The sequence below is a fragment of the Pedobacter xixiisoli genome, from assembly GCF_900215335.1.
GTDB lineage: Bacteria > Bacteroidota > Bacteroidia > Sphingobacteriales > Sphingobacteriaceae > Pedobacter > Pedobacter xixiisoli.
Genome location: NZ_OCMT01000003.1, coordinates 513,276 through 534,945, shown reverse-complemented (window position 1 = coordinate 534,945; position 21,670 = coordinate 513,276). Strand labels below are relative to the sequence as shown.

Annotated in this window: 15 protein-coding genes; all 15 read right to left on the bottom strand. The window is 37.4% G+C overall.

The window, feature by feature from the left end; translation table 11 throughout:
• Positions 1–8: 8 nt before the first annotated feature.
• On the bottom strand, positions 9–740 hold the full coding sequence (locus CRO54_RS14350; RefSeq protein WP_205943998.1) for a ThuA domain-containing protein: 732 nt from the start codon (positions 738–740) through the stop codon (positions 9–11).
• A gap of 3 nt (positions 741–743) precedes the next feature.
• Positions 744–986 carry a VF530 family protein gene (locus CRO54_RS14345; RefSeq protein ID WP_240775118.1) on the bottom strand — a complete coding sequence of 81 codons (243 nt, stop codon included), beginning with the start codon at positions 984–986 and terminating at the stop codon, positions 744–746.
• A 36-nt stretch (positions 987–1,022) separates the two neighbouring features.
• Complete coding sequence (locus tag CRO54_RS14340; RefSeq protein WP_097132763.1) at positions 1,023–1,730, bottom strand: Rossmann-fold NAD(P)-binding domain-containing protein; 708 nt, start codon at positions 1,728–1,730, stop codon at positions 1,023–1,025.
• A 416-nt stretch (positions 1,731–2,146) separates the two neighbouring features.
• Positions 2,147–4,957 (bottom strand): TonB-dependent receptor, encoded by a 2,811-nt coding sequence (locus CRO54_RS14335; RefSeq protein ID WP_097132762.1) that lies wholly within the window; start codon positions 4,955–4,957, stop codon positions 2,147–2,149.
• 132 nt (positions 4,958–5,089) lie between these two features.
• Positions 5,090–6,412, bottom strand: coding sequence for an MFS transporter (locus CRO54_RS14330; protein ID WP_097132761.1), 1,323 nt, complete (start codon positions 6,410–6,412; stop codon positions 5,090–5,092).
• An 18-nt stretch (positions 6,413–6,430) separates the two neighbouring features.
• Positions 6,431–7,339, bottom strand: a complete 909-nt coding sequence (locus CRO54_RS14325; protein WP_097132760.1) for a glycerophosphodiester phosphodiesterase family protein — start codon at positions 7,337–7,339, stop codon at positions 6,431–6,433.
• A gap of 12 nt (positions 7,340–7,351) precedes the next feature.
• Positions 7,352–8,182, bottom strand: a complete 831-nt coding sequence (locus tag CRO54_RS14320) for an endonuclease/exonuclease/phosphatase family protein (protein WP_097132759.1) — start codon at positions 8,180–8,182, stop codon at positions 7,352–7,354.
• A gap of 24 nt (positions 8,183–8,206) precedes the next feature.
• Entirely contained in the window at positions 8,207–10,750 is a 2,544-nt protein-coding gene (locus CRO54_RS14315; RefSeq protein WP_097132758.1) for an endonuclease/exonuclease/phosphatase family protein, read from the bottom strand.
• A gap of 22 nt (positions 10,751–10,772) precedes the next feature.
• Positions 10,773–11,360, bottom strand: a complete 588-nt coding sequence (locus tag CRO54_RS14310; RefSeq protein ID WP_097132757.1) for a hypothetical protein — start codon at positions 11,358–11,360, stop codon at positions 10,773–10,775.
• A gap of 17 nt (positions 11,361–11,377) precedes the next feature.
• Positions 11,378–12,649, bottom strand: coding sequence for a T9SS type A sorting domain-containing protein (locus tag CRO54_RS14305; RefSeq protein ID WP_097132756.1), 1,272 nt, complete (start codon positions 12,647–12,649; stop codon positions 11,378–11,380).
• Between the two features lie 32 nt (positions 12,650–12,681).
• Positions 12,682–14,616: a DUF5689 domain-containing protein gene (locus tag CRO54_RS14300; RefSeq protein ID WP_097132755.1), complete on the bottom strand. Its 1,935-nt coding sequence runs from the start codon at positions 14,614–14,616 to the stop codon at positions 12,682–12,684.
• Positions 14,617–14,646: 30 nt separating this feature from the next.
• Positions 14,647–16,116, bottom strand: coding sequence for a SusD/RagB family nutrient-binding outer membrane lipoprotein (locus tag CRO54_RS14295; RefSeq protein WP_097132754.1), 1,470 nt, complete (start codon positions 16,114–16,116; stop codon positions 14,647–14,649).
• Positions 16,117–16,131: 15 nt separating this feature from the next.
• Complete coding sequence (locus tag CRO54_RS14290) at positions 16,132–19,611, bottom strand: SusC/RagA family TonB-linked outer membrane protein (RefSeq protein WP_138765837.1); 3,480 nt, start codon at positions 19,609–19,611, stop codon at positions 16,132–16,134.
• A 227-nt stretch (positions 19,612–19,838) separates the two neighbouring features.
• Positions 19,839–20,801 (bottom strand): FecR family protein, encoded by a 963-nt coding sequence (locus CRO54_RS14285; protein WP_097132752.1) that lies wholly within the window; start codon positions 20,799–20,801, stop codon positions 19,839–19,841.
• 54 nt (positions 20,802–20,855) lie between these two features.
• A complete protein-coding gene (locus CRO54_RS14280) occupies positions 20,856–21,437 on the bottom strand; it encodes an RNA polymerase sigma-70 factor (protein ID WP_097132751.1) in 582 nt (193 codons plus the stop codon).
• Positions 21,438–21,670 lie beyond the last annotated feature (233 nt).

Sequence of the window (21,670 nt, the reverse complement as noted above, 5' to 3'; positions counted from 1 at the left end):
ATGATTTGTTATTTACGCATTGTCCATTTGATTGCAGTTTGTAGTTGTGTTAAAAATAATTTGTTGCTGTAAGCTTCTGGTGTATGTCCCATTCCGGTATAAAAAACTCTACCGCCTTCAAATTCATGGTACCAAACAATAGGATGATTATTGTTCATTGTACCTCCTTGATAAGATGTCTCATCCACTTTTACCAGCACCTTAACATCGTTATTGAAGGATTTGAAATTATACCACTCATCTGTGTGTAACCAAGTCTCCGGCAAACCTTTCATCAACTTATCTTTAGGGTTTACAGCAATGAGTTTGGCTTGCTGCACCTTTGGATGATTGGTAAAAAAAGCACCAATCATTTTACCGTACCATTCCCATTCGAAGCAAAAATCAGTAGCTGCATGTATGCCAACTAAACCGCCGCCATCATTAATATATCCTTTTAGAGCTAGTTTCTGTTGCTCGCTAAAAACGTTAGAGCCTGTAGGATTCAGAAATATCAGTGTCTTATATTGGCTAAGATTTTCTTTCGTGAAACTATTTACACTTTCAGAAGTATCTACCTCAAAATTATTTTCGGCTCCAAGTTTTCTAATGGCGATAATTCCTTCTTTAATTGATTTATGCCTAAAACTTGTAGTAAGCGAAAAGACCAAAACCTTACTCTTTTTTTTATTTTCCTTTGCCTCTACATTTACATTGAAAAGCAAGATTAAACCCATAAATATAGCTAGTACAGTTCTCATAATTTATTTTGAAAAAGTGTCTATATATAATTGTTCAACCTGTGTTCTAGCCCATTGTTCTTTCCGTAAAAACTTCAGACTAGATTTTACACTGGGATCTTTCACAAAACAATTGAAACGCAAAAGATAGCCTAACTCTGCCCAGCCATAATGTTCGCTTAGCTGTGTGATAATGTACTCTAAGGTTTTGCCGTGTAGCGGATTATTTTTCTGTTCTTCCATACTTACAAAGTAATGGGTTTCCATAGAAATTAAAAACCTTAAAAGTGAAGATTAGATCTTCTAAGTTAAATGCATTAATGGGTTGTATATTTCTACATTCCCTTGCTGATAACTAGCTAAAGCCCTAATGTCTTTTACACTCACTTCTCTCTGCGGATATTTTGTAATTAATGTATGTATCATTGCCTTGGCCAATTCCTCGGCAGTATTAATTTTGTTGGGCATCAAAAATTTCAAGAGGGGATAGCATCTGTAAATAATTTCATTGCCTATTTTCCTGTTTTTCTGCTCTGGGAAGGGGCTAACCATTCCTATCCTAAAAAAATACAGCTTTTTGAATATCATTTTTGCCAATGCATTTTCAGCTTTTCCTCTTATTTTGGCTGACATCACTTTACCCAACTCGGTAGCATCCACATTCCATTTTGACAAGTAACTAAAGACGATATTTGGGTTAAGCATCAACAATTTTGAAGCAAAGCTCAACGTGTTGTCAATCATAAAATACGAACCAATTCTTTCATCGAGACTCGCCAACGGGCTTTCCGAGCAGTAGAAACAGGCATCGTAACCACTTAATTCATTTTCGTAGGCATCAAGTTCCAAAAAATCTGATACGATTAATTCTTTCAGTTTATGGTGTTTAATAGGATGATGCCAACGGCTAACCAGTAATACTTCGCCAATAGACCTACTCTCTAGACACTGCAACAAAACACCTTCACCAATTGCACCATTAGCTCCAGTAAGGATAACTTTATATTGCATAAGTTAAGTTATTAGAGGGCTGATTAGGAATGCCTAGATTAGAGATTATTGCTACGCTTTTAGATTTCAAAAAGAGAAAATCTATTGGCAACAGTAAATTACTGATTTTCAATTGGACGCTAAAACTCCAAAAAGAAGAAAATAGCCTTGCATCACTAGCAAGGCTTTTCAAATTATTTTTCATAGGGTAATGTAGGTAGCCCCAATTACCCAAACTTCATGCCCTCTAAAAAAGAAGCGCCAGAAACAGCTATAACAATGCTTTTGCTGAAAACACCTATGGTTTATGTTGTTATTTTTACCCAATTATTGCAATCATCACCTCAAAAAACAACCACAACACATTCACTATCAAATGTTTAATACTCTAAAAAGGAGTAAGAAAGTAAAACACTTACTCTTGCTGAACCTTATCGTTATCCAACTGTATTTCTAGGGTTTGACCTCGTATTTGTTGCTCCAGCTTTGCTGATTTTATAATTTAGCGACATATAGAAATAGCGATTGATAGTATTGTAACGAATATCTTCCATCCTACTTGCATTTACCAATCTATCTATATTGGTGTTTTGGTTCAGTACATCGAAACCTTTAATGGCTAAAGTAATTCTACGCTTCATCATATATTGCTCTAAGCCAACATTTAAAAGAAAAACGTTGTTATTAAAGCCATCGGCTCTGCCTGCGGTACCATTATGTTGTAATTCGGTAGTGATGCGCATGTTTTTCACGAACTCCCAGCTTACAGTTGCATTGTTATAAAAACTGAAATATTTATTATCTATCGCCGCTGGCTGAGAATTATTTACCTTACTGTATTGCACACCCAAATAAATCCCTACATTCAACTTATCATCAATATCATAGCTAAAATTAGTACTAGGACCTGCACTGTATCTATTGGTTGCATTTTTTTCGTCGTTAATAAATGAAGACGTATGCGACATAAATAAATTAAGCCCATAACCCATTCTTAAACCTTTAATTTTTGTGGGCTGACCAAAAAAAGTACCCGTTCTTATGAAATAATTACCATCTACGTTTACTGGTTGCACATTTTGAACTCCGTTGGTAAACTTTACGCTGTTGCCAATGTCATCAATTGCGTAGTTCACTAAGAAATAGCCATTCCAATACCTATTATTATCTGCACTGAAAGTATTAAAGTTAATAGCCATACGGTGATTTTTAGTGGCCTCCAAATCTGGATTACCTACTCTCTGATACAACGGATTGTTGTTATTTTGCACTGGCTGCAAATCATTTACCGAAGGGAGATTTACATTCGAGTTGTAATTTAACTGTATGGTATGGTTGGCTTTATTTTTAAAATTGATGGATAATCGAGGTAGAATATTGTAATACTTCCTATCTAAATTGTTCGTATTTACACCCATGCTCGTAAAAGTTGCTGCATCCAACCCCGTTTCTTGCAGACCAAAGCCAAAATTGTAAGTCCATTGGGTGCGGGTGTGAATAAAACCAAATCTCGCACTTTGCGACCAATTTTTGTTATCGATTCTGTTAGAGAAATTGGGCACTACAACTTCATATCTATCAGTAAGGTTATTGTAATCTAAAGTGAGCTGTTCTGCATCTATGTTACTTTGATTGTATTGGTATCCCACATTTGCACTCCATTTTTTATTGAGCTGGCGCATGTAGTTTAATCCAACGGTATAAGTTTTAGCTAGATTTTCTTGCTCTGCTTGCTGATTAATCTTTTCTATTATCGTAGCTCCATTTTCGTATTTGTTAATTAGAGATTGATTGAGCCAATTCGAATTATAAGTATTCTGTGTGCCATTTAACCTTAATGAAACAGAACCGTTTTTTAAACGACGTAGAGCAACAAACTCTCCAAATAGTGAAGGTGTAACATTCTTCTGATTGAAATATTGATTGCCGTCGTTGCTTTTCCCGGCATTATCGAATTTTGAATTGAAATTTCTATCATTGATATTTCTAGAATAGTTGAGGATAATATTAGGGCGGAAAGTAATATCCGTTAACGAATCTGGATGATATTCTGCCTTAAAATTGAAACGATGGGCTTGGTTATCTGAATTTCTGATGGAATTTTCTTCCGTTCTCAATACATCGTTTTGGTTAAAGTCTTGAATGTTTGATAACCTGTTCCCGATACCTTTGGAGAAATAAGTGAAATAGCTACTACTGATAGCCAACTTATTATTTGCACCCCAGCTGTTACTGTAATTTACACCACCACTGTGTGTGGTTACTTCGCCGATGGCACTGTTATCAAATACACCAGAACCACCAATGGTTGTACGACCATTGTTTACATTGATCGAAAAACTACCTCCTGCTGGCGGAGCAAAAATGTTCCCAATATTTCCACCAGTAAAACTATTTAAATCTTCGAACTGGAAACTTGCATTGGTTACATTATTGCTCATACCAAGTAAGGCAAATTGCAAGTTTTTGTTGAAATGATTGGCGCTGAGGTAACTGTTGTATTTGTCTGTAGTTCCACCATAAAGATTGGCATTCCCAAACCAACCGCGTTTTTTATCTTCTTTGATGGTCAGGTTTAGAACCTTCTCACGTTGTCCATCATCTATACCTGTTGCTTTAGCTTCTAGGGTTTTGCTATCCACCACTTGCACTTTGGCAATGGCATCAGCTGGTAAGTTTTTAGTAGCAGTTTTAGGATCTGTTCCAAAAAAGTCCTTCCCGTCTACCGTGAGTCGGGTTACTTTTTGTCCCTGCACCAAAATATTGCCATCTCTATCTATTTCAACACCTGGCAATTTCTTTAATAATTCTTCTACCGCAGCGTTAGGTTGTGTTTTAAAGGCGGTAGCGTTGTACTCGATGGTATCAGGTTTAATTTTAACGTTTGCTTGCTGGCCGGTAACGCTAACTTCCTTTAGTGCAAGGGCATCTTCTTCCATTTTCAATGTACCTAAATCGAGATTAGCAGTGGTAATTTCGATGGGTTTTGCCAACGTTTTATAACCTAACGCTGATATCTTAAGGATGTATTTTCCATTTTTTAAATCCTTCAAAGAAAATTCTCCGTTTACGCTAGTTAAAGCGCCACTTCTTTTTGTAGAATCGGCCTGCTCTGTTAACAAAACTGCTGCGTAACCAATGGCTTCGTTAGTATGAGCAGCTTGTACTTTTCCGCTAAGACGCAGGTTTTGTGCGAAGACTTTCGTAGTTAAAAGGCAGAAGATTATAATAAATAGCTTCTTTTTCATTTGATGTTGTTTTGGTTTTTACGCAGGTGCTGAATTAACCCACAAAACAATAGACGCAATGAAAAACAAAATGTGACAGCTTTAAGAAAAATATTTTCCAAAAACCATCACATTTCACTTATTTTCAACTACTTATTCTTTTCGCTTTGCGTTCCAAATGAAAGTTGCCAATACAAACGACAACACCGCAGCTCCTATCCAGAACAGAGATGGAATAGTAAAATCATAAACCACTACGCCATTGGTAACGGTTTTGGCATTTTCAATTAAATACCCACTTACAATATCTTGCAAACCAGCACCAATGTAACTAGCTACGCCTACTACGCCCATTGCTGCACCGACTGCATTTTTTGGTGCTATTTCTACTGCCATTAAGCCACCCAACAAACAAATTAATGCACCTATAGAAATACCAAATATCACCATACTCACGATGAGCAACCAAGTTTGTTCTTTAGGTGTGTTTAAAAAAATGCCTATGGAAAGCGCATTCAACACTCCAAAAATCAAGTTTGGAAAATTTCTCTTTCCTTTAAAAAACTTATCGGATACTACACCAGAAGAAACCGTTCCTAAAATTCCGCAAATGGAGCTTACCGATACAATGGAACTTGCTTCTACTACAGTGAAACCTTTATCGTTTTCGAGGAAGAAAATTCCCCAACTATTTACCGCATACCTGCTGATGTACATGAACGAACTGGAAAATGCCAATACCCAAATGGCTGGCGTTTTCAGTACATCTAACTGTTGTTTAGACACCGAAGTTTTCTCCACATCTGCTACAATAGCCTGATTTTTAAGCACAAAAAGACCTTTGCTTTCGGGGCTATCAAATAAAAATGAGTAGATGATAATTGCTCCAACCACACCGAATAAACCTGCTCCCCAAAAGCCCCACTGCCAACCCGCAGCAGTAACGATGAAAGCAATTACAATAAAAGTGATGCTTTCGCCAATGTTGTGGCTAGCACTCCAAAATCCGTAAAAACTCCCTCTTTCTGACGGTTTGAACCAACGAGTAAGTGCAATTACGCTGGGCGTAGAGCCCATGCTTTGGAACCATCCATTAAAAGTCCATAAAATGGCAAAACCGATAAATGAAGTGGTAAAACCCAAAGCAAAACAAATTAGTGCAGAAAAAAACAAGCCTAAGGACATGAATTTTCTGATGTTTACCCTATCAGCAACAAAGCCATTGACGAACTTGCCAAAAGCGTAGCTGAAAAATAGGCAGGAACCAATAACTCCAAGTTCAGTTTCGGTTAAAATGCCTTCTTTAATTAATGGGGTTTTAATTACGTTTATGCACAACCTACAAACATAATACAGTCCATAACCGATGGTTGCTGATAGGAAAACGTACCATTTAATTCTAGCATATTGTTTTTTTTGCTGTTCCTCGGTTAAAGTTTCAGGCAAAAAAACATCTCTCTTCAAAAAATTAATCATCTATTTAGTTAGTAAAGATTAACGATGTAATTTCTTTTTTCTTAGGTAGTTGAGCAGTTCTGCAGGTCGGTCTGTTTGAATGATATTGACACCTTTTGCGATAATCCAGTCCCAACTATCTTTAAGATTACCCTCGTCTACAGCCAAATCATCGTGATGACCAGCATTTAAACTTGGCCATAAGGTATTGACCCAAACTCTCGAGCCATTTTTCTTAATTTCGTTAAACTGATTGATGATTTTAGAAGTATCTGAGTTGAATACCAATTCGAAAGCTACAGGTTTCAGTTTTTGAGTATATTCCTTAATTACGGCAGTCGCTACAGGTTTATCCAAATTTACTACTGGCATAAAAATTACCTGTTTCAAAAAAGCTTCTCCTTTTTCGGAAATAATTTTGGAATAGTCGCTACCGCTTTTTACTACAGTCTGCTTTAAAGTTCCAGTGCGTTCTAAAATTTTATAAACCTCATCAAAGTGATTGTAACCTTTATCGATATTTACTAAAATCTTGCCCTTGGTTACCAGCATAGCTTCTTCCAAGGTTGGAATTTTGTGATGCGTTTCTATCCCTATCCCACTTTTTAGGTATAACTTTTTGATATCTTCTAACGTGAAATCCGCAACATTACCTTTGCCTGTAGTAGTTCTGTTTAAGGTTTTATCGTGCATTAAAATGAGCTGGTCATCCTTTGTTTTCTGGATATCAATCTCTACCATATCTGCTCCCAGTTTGATGGTATTTTCAATGGCTTTGATTGAATTTTCGGGCGCATTTCTCCAATCGCCACGATGTACTACCACCAAAACCTCCTTCCCTGCTGGGTTGTAAAGCGATTTGGTAATTTCTTGCAGTTGGTTACTTTGCGCTGATGCAAAAACCGCAATGAAGTAAAAAAGAGCAAATGCAAGTGTTGATTTTGTCATTCTCATCTGCTTCTATTTCTTAAAGGTTACATCTATCATTACCGGAAAATGGTCTGAAGGATATTTACCACTAAAACAATCTGTTAAAATCCCATAACGTTCTACCTTGATTTGCTTAGTAACGAAGATATGGTCGATTCTTTCTTCAGAACTACGAGTGATGTTGAAACCATTAAAAGTACCATTAGGGGTGTATTTAATTGGAGATAGCAAAAACGAATCTGTTAGTACGGCAGTTTGTTGAATGCTCTTGTAGTTTTCATCGTGTTGATTAAAGTTAAAATCGCCACAAATTGCCGCTGGATTTTCACCTGCAATTTCCTTGATTTGAGTATTGATGATTTGTACGCTGTGTTTTCTAGCTTCTATCCCAACGTGATCTAAATGTGTGTTGAAATAGTAAAACACTTTGCCTGTTTTTTTATCCTTTAAACCTATCCAAGTGCAACCTCTTGGATATTTTGCGTCCCAAGCCTTTTTATCGTCTTTCGGATTGGGAGCTAGCCAAAAACTTCCGCTTTTTACTAAATCGTAAACAGCCGTTTTGAAAAATATAGCTGATGAATTTAGACCATTATGCTTAGCATCGGCTACTAAAGTATAGTTAGGCAAACCTCTTTCCATATCTGCCAATTGATTAGGCTGTGCTTCTTGTACGCCAAAAACATCAAAATTATGGAAAGAAATAAGACTGTTTACCATTGCAGCTCTATCTCTCCACATATTAGCGGGAGCATCTTTAGCTACATCTACACGAATATTGAAAGTTGCCAATCTAACTTGCTGCGCTTGTGCAAACGCTAAAAAAGCACTAAAAACGAGTGTTAAAAAAAATCTGTTCATTTGGTTAAGTATTTAAAATTTTGGTTAGGGTATGTTGATTTTTTGTGCGGTATTTTTCCCTTGAATGGTTAAGGAAATGATGTAAATACCTTTTACTGAAGGCTGTGCAATGGAAATACTATTTACTCCTTCTAGTAAATTGATATTTTGGTTCAGTTGTTTTTGACCACTGATATTAAACAGTGCTACATTGGCAGTTGTACTTAATGGCGATAAAAACTCCAATCTGATTTGGTTCTCTTTGATGTAGACCTTTAAATCATTTTTTGAAAGTTGGTTATTGACGCTCACTACCTTGGAAAGTGTGACATCACCATTAAAATCTACCTGTTTAAGCTGATAATAGTTATTGCCAAAATCTGCACTTTTATCATGATAAGTGTAGTTGGCTGCTTGGTTTCTACCTTTAATAGTAGTTAAAGCAACAGCGGATTTTTTATTGTCTGTGTATCGAAGAATTTCAAAGTAATCGTTGTTAACTTCTGAAGCAGTTTCCCAATTCAGTTTCACCCCTTCGTTCTGTCTTTGAGCTTTAAAATCTAACAGGGTAACTGGAAGCACATCTAAGTTTGTACCTAAATCTTCCACTACTCCAAAAATCTGCAAAGCATCGTCGGTAGCATTAGAAGAACGAGCGATAGCAGTTGTTCCTGTGCTGGCATTAGACCCGCTTACATACAACCGGAAATGAATCGTTTTTGACTCCAAATTTTGCAATACTTGAATATCTTTTAACGAAACCTCTGGCATCAGCACACCCTCACCCGCCGTAGCAGCCGTTAAAGTTACAGGGTCTGTAATTTTGTGGAAAGTAGTTCCGTTTAAGCTATAAGTCCAATACCAAGTTTTTGAACCGCCTGCGCTGATACGTACTTTGTACGCTATCTTTCTTAACCAAGCTCGGTATCCCGATTTCACATTTAAATTAAAGGCAAAATACATATTGTTGGTTTTTGCGATTGTAGTATCGGCTAAATTGGCACTTGATGAAACCGTTGCGCCAGCAGAAAATCCTCTATCAATCGCAATGTCTGCTCCTGCATTGGTTACCGTTCTTAAACCCGCACCTCTGCTTAGTGTTGCAGTATTTAACCCCGCATTAGCAAAGCTAGAGGTTAGGCTTGTTTCGTTTCCAGCAGTTGCTGGGCTGAAAAAATTCCAGCTTAAAATTTTAGTTGGAGTAGCCACATTTTCAATCGTTCCACCTAACATCAATATTGGGTCATCGCTAGTACCTGTAGCAGAACGGCCTAATGCCGTGGTTCCAGAAGTAGTATTTGATCCACTTACATACAACCTGAATTTTACGGTAGTGCCATGTGCTATATTTTTCAAAGCATTGATATTAGCCAAGCTCACTTCTGGTTGCCATACACCTGCATCAACAGTAGCAGCGGTTAAAATTTCGGGTTCTGCTATTTTATGAAATGCGGTACCATCTACACTGTACTTCCAATACCATGTTTTGGCTCCACCTCCACTAATTCTTACTTTATATTTGATGTGGTTAAGCGTAAGTTCGTATCCTTCTTTAACAGACACATCAAAACCGAAATACATATCGTTAGCTACAGCGATAGCCGTGTCCGCCAGAGCGGTAGATGACGGAATCCCAGTTCCAGATACAAAGCCATTAGCCAAACCCATATTTGCACCACCATCATTTTGGGTGCGCAAGCCGTTACCTCTAACCAAAGTAGATGTATTTAAGCCTACTTCCTTAAAAGTAGCATCTATGCTTGCTTCTCTTCCATTGGTTGATGGCGTTGCAAATTGCCAGCTCAACACTTCTGGGGATCTATCAGAGAAAGTAGCCATTACGGGCAAGTGATCCGAAGCTGTAGGCTGATTAATCACTTCGTATTTTGAAACAAACCTATTTTGCAATACCTGATCGTTATAAATCACATGATCAATGGCATGGGTTGGATTAGTTGACGACGCAGTGTATTGACAATTAATACAAGGCAGATTAAAAGCTTCTCTAAGCGTCACCATTGGTTGGGTCGTAGGTCGAACGTTAAAATCTCCCGCTAGAATAAAAGGACCAGTAATACCTTGTGCAATTTCTACTGCTTTGGCTGCCTGTACCTGTTTATGTACTTCTACAATATCAAAATGTGTATTACCAAACCAAGTCGTCTGACCGTTAATCAATACTTTGACAATGGCCAACACCCGTCGCTCACCTGAAACACCATCTACCATTGGCAATTCATAACGGAAAGTTTCTATAATCGGATATTTGGAAAGGATAGCAATGCCATATTCTCCGCCCTGAAAATTAAGTGCTTTGGCAAAATAATAGTTCATACCAGTAGCAGTCGCCAAATAAGCCGCTTGATCTACACCACCAGATCTAGTTGTATTCTTATCTACCTCTTGCAAAGCGACCAAATCTGGCGAAGCGGCATTGATTACCGCAGCTATTCCAAGTAAATTTGGGGAAGTACTTGAAGGTGGAACTCCTGCATGGATGTTGTAAGTCATTACCTTGATATCGGCAGCTTCAACGACTTGCCATGATAACAACAGCATGAATGCGAGTAAATGGCCAAAGCTTTTCATCTCAATTTTGTTAAGGGTGAACTTAGTTTTGATATACGGCGAAATCGTCTATACTTAATCTGCCGTTGGCAATATTTGGATCTTCATCGCCATTACCTAAAGCTAGTTTATGGATGCGGAAACGAACTGGACCAGCAATATCGGTAGTGAATGTTGCGCCTTGTTTGTTCTTAATTTTAGCGACGATATCTTCTCCTGTTTGAGTCCAAGTTTTACCTTGATCAGTAGAATATTCTAATCTGAAAGTAGCTGATTTATCCGCTTTTGCGCCGTAAGAACTATACCACACAATTACTTTAGAGGCACCATTCTTCACGTCAAAATTCATCTGCAAATAGCAGGGTACGGTATTATTTTTATTCAACCTTACGGCATACTTACCGCTAGAGGCTCTATCGTTTCCCGTACTATCTACCAAACCTCCGTAAAACCACCATTTACCTGTAGGGAATACCAACGATTTCTTTTTATAACCTGGCTCAAAAACCTGATCGGTTACTTCGAAGCTTTCAGGAAACTTTGCGTATAAAACTCCTTTTTGTGCTTTTACACTTGATAAAGAAGCGAAAACCAATAGCGTTGCTAAAAGAGATAATCTTAGATTTTTCATGTTCGAATATTTAATGGTTAGTAAATAAATTTTTGTGAGGCTTTACCGTTCTCGGCAGAAATAACGGTAGCTACGTAGGTACCTTTAGCTAGGCTAATTGGGAATGAGAAAGAATTTTGACCTGCATTAAGTGAAACTTTCTTTCTCAGAAGTGATTTTCCGGAGATATCGTTCAACATTACTTCGGCAGTTCCTTTAGCATCGGCATTGGCGTTAATGGTTACCTGATTACCATTTGCAAATGCAACTAAGTCATTGTTGTCAAATCCAACTCTAGCAGTTGCTACTTCCGAAAGCGATTGATCTCCATTGAAATCTACCTGACGCAATTGGTAATAATTGATACCAGCAGTAGGTTTAGCATCTAAAAAACTATAGTCTTTAACAGTTTGACTGTTACCAACTCCTTTTACCTCTCCAATTTTTTCTGACTTTTGACCATTGATTTTCAGCACATCAAAATGAGAGTTGTTGGTTTCTGAAATGGTTTGCCAAGCCAACTGTACACCTTGCGAAACAGATTTCGCTCTGAAACTTCTTAATTCTACTGGTAAAGTTCCATCTACAGTTCCTTCTAATGAAAGAGCGGTACTACCAGATAGACTTCTAACAGCAAAAGTATTAGTTGTATTGTTCGTAAAACCCCAAACATATAACCTAAAGAAAGCAGTTTTTCCTGCTTGCACATTCTTAAGCTCTTCTATATCGATAGGAGTAATAGTTTGTACTCCTTCTGATCCGTCATAAGCTGTGATCACACTCCCAATGTTTTTAAAAGGATTAGTTAGGTTATAGTTTGCATCCTCAACTTTACTTAAGTCTGCTTCATCTACCAATCGGTATGTCCACTGCAAACCTGGATTTACGCCATCAACTGCAGAGACACTACTCCTTCTAATGGTCGCTATCAATGAATTAGCATGTAGATAGTTGTTCGCTTTAGCACTTACATAAAATTCAAAGTAAATGTTGTTATTAATAGCAGTACTGAAATCGCCGTCTTTAACTGTAGAAGTTGAAGCGAAACCTCTAGCTAATGATACTCTTGTACCATTACTTGTATTTCTTAATCCGGTTCCCCTTCTCAAACTGTTCAGTTCATTGTTTGCATCTGTTTTAATATTTCCGTTTATAGTTGTCGCCACTTTAAAAATATCAGAAGCACCGCCATCACCGGTTCCACTAGGCACGGAAGTCAAATCCCATTTTAAAATCTGAGCTTCGGCTAATTTTGGGCAAAGAATAGTCATTAAGCCGATAAATATTACCAGCAAATAGTTCATTTTCATGTTATTAATTTTATGTTTCTAGAAGTTTTCTGTTATGGTATTATTTTTCCTCCGACTCTTAAAACAGGTGTGGTATTACCATTTGCATTTAAACCTATAGCAAAGCTTCCCGAATTGAAGTTGGTAATTCCCCATATGTACATTCTGAGTGTTATTTTGGTGCCGCCTGGTAAATTTTGTAATTCGGGCGTATTATAGATGTAGTTGGTAGGCATATCTTGTCCTGTACCAGTTCCTTCGTAGAATAAGGCTCCCGCTCCCGTTGGTTTAAATTCAGTATCATTGATACTATAATACCAAGCATGATTTCTTCCGCCAGCACCACTACGCCTAATCTTTAAGTCGATAGCTGATAGCGAAACCGTACGACTAGGCAAAGTATTGAAAACTATTTGAAAGTAGGCTTTTTGGCTAATAGCAATTGCCTTAGTGGATATCAATTGCGCAGGGTTTCCGTTTTCTAACACATCTTTAGCATTAGAGCCAAAACCTCCGCCTATGGTAGAAGCATTTACACCAAAACCTCTGGTTAATACCGGCGTTGTGATTCCCGTAACTGCAAAAGTTGCGTTAGATGCAGCTTCATTTCCAACCGAAATAGGGCTACCAAACTGCCATGAAAATAAATCTGAATAAGTTGGATGAACGATCACCCCTGTTCCATCATCGGTTGGGTTTCTGTAAACAGCAAAGTCATCCATGTTAAATCTTCCATTTTGATTATTAGTGGTAGATGCACCCACGCCAACTTTACCAATACGGAATCTTACTTTTCCTTTAATGCTAGTTAGAAACGTGAATTGCTTTTTATCTTTTGAAACCGTTAAAATATCTTGTCCCAACTGGTACCAAATACTTCCACCATCTTGTGAGTACTCTACCCGCCAAGTAGAGCCTAAATCTGCAGAAGCCCCATAAGAACCTGCCCACAAAGTTATTTTCGAAGCTCCATAATCCAAGTCGAAGTTCATGGTACACCAAGAATCTGTAGTTGAGTTTTGATTTAGACGTAAGGAATATTTACCACTTATTGCTCTATCATTGGCTTCGCCACCCAAAAAAGCATTGGTTAAGGTATATAAGCCCGTTTTTAAGTTTCCATTTTTGGTTGCAGCATAACCACTGGCATACATTACGGCATCGCCGTCTTCAAAAGTTTCCGGAAAATTTGGATATAAAGCGCCACTTTCATCACTTACCCCCGCTAGGTTCCTGAGCCACAGAAATTGTTTGGCACCTTCTGTTCCCTCAGCTGTAACGTTATTCCAAAGCGGAATACCTACATAAGAAGCATTAATTGGAAGTACTTTGTCCGCAAATGTTGCTGTACTTTCTACATGAAGTGTTGCTTTTTCTCCAACTAATTCCCTAATCTCATTTTCTCCCGCAACAGGAACATTTGGCGTTAAAGCATCAACATGAGCTACTTTTACCAGGGTAGATTCGTAGTTGTCGAAGTTATTTTTCAACTCTTTTAGAGTAATTTGCGTAGGCTCGTAAAAAACCTGCTCTGCATTTTTCGAAATCTCACTTAACGAAGCACCGTTAATCTGTAAAACTCCATTTCTTCTGCCTAATGTAGTTCCTTCAACTTTTATGGTGAGTGAATCTCCAAGTTTAAAAGGAATGGTTGTATTTGCGCCAAAGTTTAAAACCACCCCTCTAGTTCTAAATCTGCTTGTTTGTTGTAGCACCAAATACCCCTTTGGAATATTGCCTGCCAACTCATCTGAAATAACTACACCTGTTATTTTTGATGCGCCAAACATATTTTCTCTACTCAATACAATATCTGTTCCTTTGTAAAGTGTTTTTACATCCAGAATAGACATATAATCGCTAGGAACGCCTTCCGCAGTATTGATATCTTCCTTTAAGCAAGAAGAAAATAAGATCGCCAATAACACCAGCAACTTAGAAAAACGTGCCGTCAAGCCCATCGTTTTTGCTGAATTAATTCTGTTCATATACCTAATAAATTATTGGGTTTTACTTTATTAATTTTGTTTCTCTTGCCACCAAACCAAGGTTTTCAAATCATCTGCACCTTGTTTTGATATTGCATCGTTATAATTAGATCGGTTAAGTGATTGCACAATTACCGGATAATATAACCTTGTCGGCATCACTTTGTCATTACGTACACCCAATCCCTTATTCAGCACCGGATGTCCAGTTCTTCTATATTCAAACCACTGTTGAAAATCTGTAAAGAAAAGTGTGTAATACTTTTGAAGGTGTATTTTTTCCATCTTCTGTTCTTCAGATAAAGCTTCGTCCCAAATAATCTCTGAAGAATTGAGATACCCAGCTGGAAGTGCTTGTCCCCAATACTCAATACCAGCTTGGATACCGTTATTGTAATAAGTTTGGGCACTGCCCGATATGATACCTTTCGCAGCTAATTCTGCCAAAATAAATTGCAACTCTGAGTAAGTAATGATAGCTCCAAACCTAGCATCTAACCTCAATGCAGTAGGATAAACTGATTTAATAGCCGGAATTTCTCCCGTTGCATAACCACTTGGAATTCCCGAGTATTCGTTATCAACTTTTGTAGACCATAACGCAATTCGCGGATCTCCCCATTCGGTTAGGTTGTTCACAAAAAATTCTGCCAAAGAACCTCCACCTGTAAAGTCTATTGTTCGGTAACTTGCAAATGGAGACCTAAGTGGATAAGTTTCGCCAGTAAAATTTAGCACTGCCGATTCGCTATTATTTGTAAATATTGGATAGCTAGCTGGCGTAGCAATAATTTGTTTCAGTTTATCTACTGGCGACATGCCATCAGCAATTAAATCTGTACGAGACGAAACCCTCAACAATAAACGCATATATAGTGCATTACCAAACTTTCTCCATTTGGTCATATCTCCAGCATACAATGCATCGAGGCTTTTCTGCATGTCGCTAAGTGTAATGGCGGCAGTTAATAGCGTATTTGCTTCCTCCAGTTTCTTGAAAATATCTTGATAAATATCTTTTTGTCTATCGAATTTTGGTGTCAATATATTATCCGTATAACCTTTATTGGCATCAAAATAAGGTACATCTCCATAAGTATCGGTAAGCATAGAAGTTACATGGGCATCCATAATATTAGCAATTGCCATATAAGCTACGCCTTTAGTTGCTGCCGAACTTGCAATACGATACATATCTAAAAAATTGGTCTTTTGTTGATACCAAGTATTCCACATTGTATTTGAAACGGCTGGTCTGATTACGTATCTATGTAATTCGTCTGCTTCATTTACCGAAACCCAAACCTGCATCAAATCATTGTTGATGGTGTGGGCTCTGGTTGGACCAAATTGTGCCACCGAATAAACTGCAGGGTTCAACAATCTTTCTGGCACCGCTACGGCAACACCATTTGGATTGGTATTTAATTCTTTGTAAGCTTTGGTACATGATCCTAAAAGGATAACCAATACTGTTGCTAATACTTTTAAATTCTTCATTTGATGTAGGGAAATTTAGAAACTAACATTAAGGTTTACACCGAAGGTTCTGGTGGCAGGGAATTGTCCAATTTCAAATCCTGATCTGATCATGCCATCTGACAGCGTACCGAACTCTGGATCAAATGATGGCCATTTGCTAAAGATCAATAAATCACGCCCCCAAATGCCAATACTTGCTTTTTGAAGCTTTAACGATTTTACCAATTTGTTCGAAAAAGTATAATCTAAACGAGCCTCTCTAAATTTAATAAAGTCGGTTTTAAATAAGTTCCCTTCAATATTATCTGGATTGAAATGCTCTAAATAGTAGGTCCATATTTCCGGAGCAATTACATCGTTTTTACGATAAGTACCATCACCGTTGGCAATTACACCATTACCGATAATGCCATTATATCTTCCCGGTAAGGTTTTAGTTAGCTTACCGCCTTGTGCCAAGTTAGCGTGGGTATGTGAATAGGCTTTGCCACCAAACTGTCCGTCAAACAATACGTTTAACCTAAACTGCTTGTATCTAAATTCATTACCTACACTCCACTTGCCTTTTGGATAAACATTTCCTAAAAATTTAGACTCTAAGGTTTTTACCGGATAACCATTTTCGTAGACGATTTGTCCATCGGGAGAGCGCTCGTAACCTAGGCCATACATATCGCCCATGCTGCCGCCCACTCTAGCCTCCACAAAACCTCTAGAACCAGGACCAGTTTGCAGAATAATAGTTTCTACACTATCCGCCAGTGAAAGTACTTTATTTCTGTTTGCAGTAAATGTGGCGAACATTTTCCAAGCAAAACCATTTCTTTTACCTTGAATGATATTTGCATTGCCGCTAATCTCTAAGCCTCTGTTTTGCACTTCGCCAGAGTTTAAAACGGCAGTAGAATAACCCGAAGCTCGATCTACAGGCACGTTAAGAATCTGCTTATCGGTATTGTTTTGATAAACAGTAACATCTAAGTTCAGTTTATTCTTAAACATTCTGATATCCGCACCAAATTCTATACTCTTAGATCTTTCTGGCAATAAATTAGGGTTAGCTAACGAATTAGGGTTGGTTAATCCTGATGGAAAAGTAGTTTCCGAATTATATACATAAGAAGTAAGGTAAGGTGTAGTACCTCCGTTTCCAACCTCTGCGTAAGAAGCCCTAAGTTTTACAAATGAGAATGCTTTTGGCAGCTTTAATTTTTCTGAAAGGATAAAACTTAAGTTTGCCGAAGGATAATCGAACGGACGAACTGAAGTAGAGTTTAACGTAACCAATGTACTAGACCAATCTCTTCTGCCAGTTAAATCTAAAAACAAGAAATTATCATAGGCGATACTAGCTAATGCAAAAGCACTACTTACGCCGTAATTACTTAAAGTTTGATAAGCCAAAGGCACATCCATACTATTGGCAAAATTGAATATACCAGGAGCAAATAACCTGTCTGCCCTTATTTCGTCCCTAATATATTTGTTCTTTAAGGTAGAACCACCTAAGGTTAAATCAATATCAAATTTCTCGGAAATGCTCTTTTTATACTTCAGGAAAAAATCTGTGGTTAATTCTTGCGTAAAAATATTCTGGGTGCGGTACATCCCATCTCTAAATTTACGAGTGTCTTTTGGTCTTTGTTGCGACCTCTTATCGTACATCATGTCCATAGATGTTCTTACCATCAGGGATAAATCTGAAGTAAAATTGTAGGTAGCGTTGATATTTCCAGTTACGTTATTACGAGTTTGCTTGTTCAACATTTCGTAAGTAATAGTGTAAGGGTTATCAAAATTTGAAGAAAAAGGCGTTACCTGACTGCTCCCTTCGAAACCAGGAACCCAGTAACCTTTGTACCAATCTATATCGGCACTAGGTACTGCTCTCGCCATCCAATACATAATGGTTTGGTTATTATATCCCGCCGATGGTAAGTTGTCGCTAAACCTGTTCGTATACGATACCTTTGAAGCTACAGTAAGTTTGCTTGTTATTTTCTGATTCACATTGAAACTAACTGTATTGCGTTCGTAACCTGTATTTGGAATGATCCAAGTATTATTTAAGTTGGTGTAAGACAACCTTGCGGAAGTTGCTTTATTGCCTCCTTCTAGCGAAATATTGTTGGTAAAAGTAGAGCCCGTTTCAAAGAAATCTTTTTTGTTGTTTGGATAGGCTACCCAAGGCGTTCTTACGGTTGCCCCCGAGTTACTATTTGGATTGTACTGATAAAAACTTTGTCCATCAAATCTAGCTCCCCAAGCATTACTTGTACCTCTTTGGCTACTGCCATCTTCTGTATCTCCATACGAATAATAGTCTACGCCCTCATCTCCTTGCCCATATTCATTCTGATAATCTGGCCATCTTGAGGTTTGTTCAAATGCAGCATTAGATGAAAAAGTAATGCCAATGCCTTTTACTTTGGGATCGGCCAATTTAGTAGTAATGATAATGGCGCCACCTGAACCTCTAGCACCATACAATGCTGTTGCGCCTGGGCCCTTTAACACCGAAACACTCTCAATATCTGCAGGATTGATATCATTAACGCTCGTGCCGTAATCACTTGGAGAATCGTCGCCCATGTAAGCACTTCCATTACCAGTAGCTCTACCACTTGATCCACTCACAATTACGCCATCTATCACAATTAATGCCTCTGTATTACCAGAAAGTGAATTCTCGCCTCTCAAAATAATACGATTAGAACCTGCCGGACCAGCATTAGACCTCAATAAATTTAAGCCAGCAACCTTTCCAGACAAGGCATCCGTCCAGTTGTTAGAAAGTGCTTCAGTTAGCTGTTCACCTTGCACCGTTGTAATAGCAAAACCTAATGCTTTTTCTTCCCTTTTTATACCGAGTGCCGTTACCACCACTTCATTTAATGCATTTACCTGCGGAATAAGCTCTATCTTAAGTTCTACAGCTTTTGCTTTATCTACCTTTATACCCGAGACTTTTCTAGGATGGTAGGACATAAAGCTTGCTTCGATAGCATAAGTTCCCAGCGGTACCTTCACTTCAAAATCACCATCGTTATTGGCAACAACAGTTCTTTTCAACTCCAGTATTTGTACTGTAGCACCAGGCATAGGCCCACCATTTTCATCTACAACTTTACCTTTAAGGGTTTGTGTAATTTCCTGTTTAGCTCTTTCAGAAATGATAATCTTATTACCTTGTTTGGTGAAAGACAATCCTGTGTTACCCAAAATTCTGTTCAAAGACTGGTCAATTGCTTCTTTGTTTAGCGAAATGCTGATATCTTTATAACGAGCAATCAAAGCATCGTTATAAACAAACTGATAACCACTTTTTTCTTGTAGCGATACCAAAATTTCTTTAAGGTTTTTCTTATTGAAATTTGCGCTGATGTTTTGGCTTTTTACCACTTGTGCAAGTAAAGGCCTGCCACACAACAGCACCAAGCACAGCGTACCAAAACATAAAAATTTCATAATGTTTCTTCTTGCAGTTGAAACACTACTTTCTCTTTTCTTCATAAAAGATTGATAATAATTATTGTTCACTATTAGGTTGGGGAATCATTAAAATGTAGCGCTTAGAGATAGAGCTACTAGTGATGGAGATAAAAGTAAAAATTTCTTCATATCGTTTTTTTGTTGGTTCATATATAAGTACACTATGAACACACTTGGTAGTAGACAAAAACGAAAAAAAATTAAACTTTTAGAAGAAAGCAGCAAAATGAGCAGCAAAGCAAAGAAAATTATTGATTTAGCATCAAAACAACCTTACCATCTTTTTCTAAAGACTTAAGATTGTTTGCTTTTTTAATTGCGAACAAAATCCCATCGAAAGAATCGTTATTAGTAAAACCTAAAGTTATTCGATATTCTTTAATGGAATGGTTGTCGAAAATAATATCTTTCTTGAATCGGGTTTTTAACACTTCAACTACGTGAGAAAGCTTTTCGTTATCAAAATAGAGCTCGCCATTCATCCAACCTTTAATTTTATTGGCATTGATCTCTCTTTTAGTGAGCAGCTTACTATTTTTATCAAAAATGGCTTGTTGATTAGGCAACAGAAAAACTGCCAAATCTCCCGAAGATTTTAAACTATCTGGCTTACTTACCTTAACTTTTCCACTCGCTACAGTTACCGATATTTTATCGTAAAAACTGTAATAGTTCACATTAAATTTAGTGCCAAGCACTTTGGTTTCTATTCCGCCAGCTTCTACTATAAATGGTCGCTTGCTATCTTTTTTTACTTCAAAAAATGCTTCTCCCGAAATCAAATAAATCCTTCTATCTTTTTTGGAGAAGCGCTCTGGATAACGAATTTCACTACCTGCATTAAGCGTAACTAAAGAACTATCATTAAGTTGGATAATCAAATTCTTACCCATATCTACCTTTCTAGTAATGTACTTTGCAGTGTCGATAGTTGGGTTAACGCTGAAATAGAAGATAAAGCTTAAGAATACCAAGATTACCGAAGCCACCATTAAAACCATGTGTTTTAAAGTATATTTTTGGTCGGAAATTTCTCTATTAATCTCCCGCTTCATTTTATCTCTCAAAAAGGCTCGCTTAGCATCGTCTATCTTGAGCTCTGTTTTAGCAAATTCATGGTCATACCAAGCCTCTACCTTTACCTTCTCGGCGCTATCGCTTTGATGGTTAAGATACCTTGATAAAATTTTGAGAATGCGATTATCTTTCATGCTTGTACTAACAAGTCTATTAAAAAGACTTTTGGTAGTAGGTGTTCTAAGAGATTAACAATATAAAAGTAAAATTAGTATATAAAGGTCACTTAACCTTAACCTAAAAATTTTTAGTGCATTACCAATTTGCTTTTTTACGGTTTTATCAGAGATAGATAATCTTTCGGATATTTCTTTGTGAGATAATAGCTCTTTCCTACTCAACACATAGATTTCCCGCATTTTTTCGGGCAAGTGTTGTAGTTGGTCATCAATGAAATTCGCAAGTTCTTTCGCATCAATGTTTTGTTCTAAAGAATGATCATGTTGCGAGAAAAACTCAGACATAGATTCCTCATAGTTGTTCTTTTTAATATTCTGCTTAATATAAGTTAGTGAACTATATCTAGCAGCTGTAAACAAATATGCTTTTAATGATTCTATTTCCAGTTCCTCGCATCTCAACCAAAACGAAACAAAAATCTCCTGTAATAAATCTTGTGCAACTTCTTCGTCTTTAATAATCTTGGCAATGTATAAGTAAATACCTTCCCAATACTTGTTGTAAATCGCATCAAAAGCCTGTCTTTTGTCCAGCTTCAGCATATCCAGCAGTATTTGATCGGAGTATAATTGAACTTTATTAAAAGACATCTTTTATTGAGATTAGCTAAATCTATTTTGAGATATGCGCTTATTTGATAATTGTTGCAATTTTAAGCAACCCAGTTAAAAACAATATTACCTTAGAAATAACAAAAGGTTAACACACTATTTATTTCGATAATTTATTACCCAAAAAATTGTTATGACTAAGGCAAATACATGTGATAAGGTTTGGTTTTTGCGTAGCTGCTACGCAAAGGAATAGGCCTTCGCTATATAGC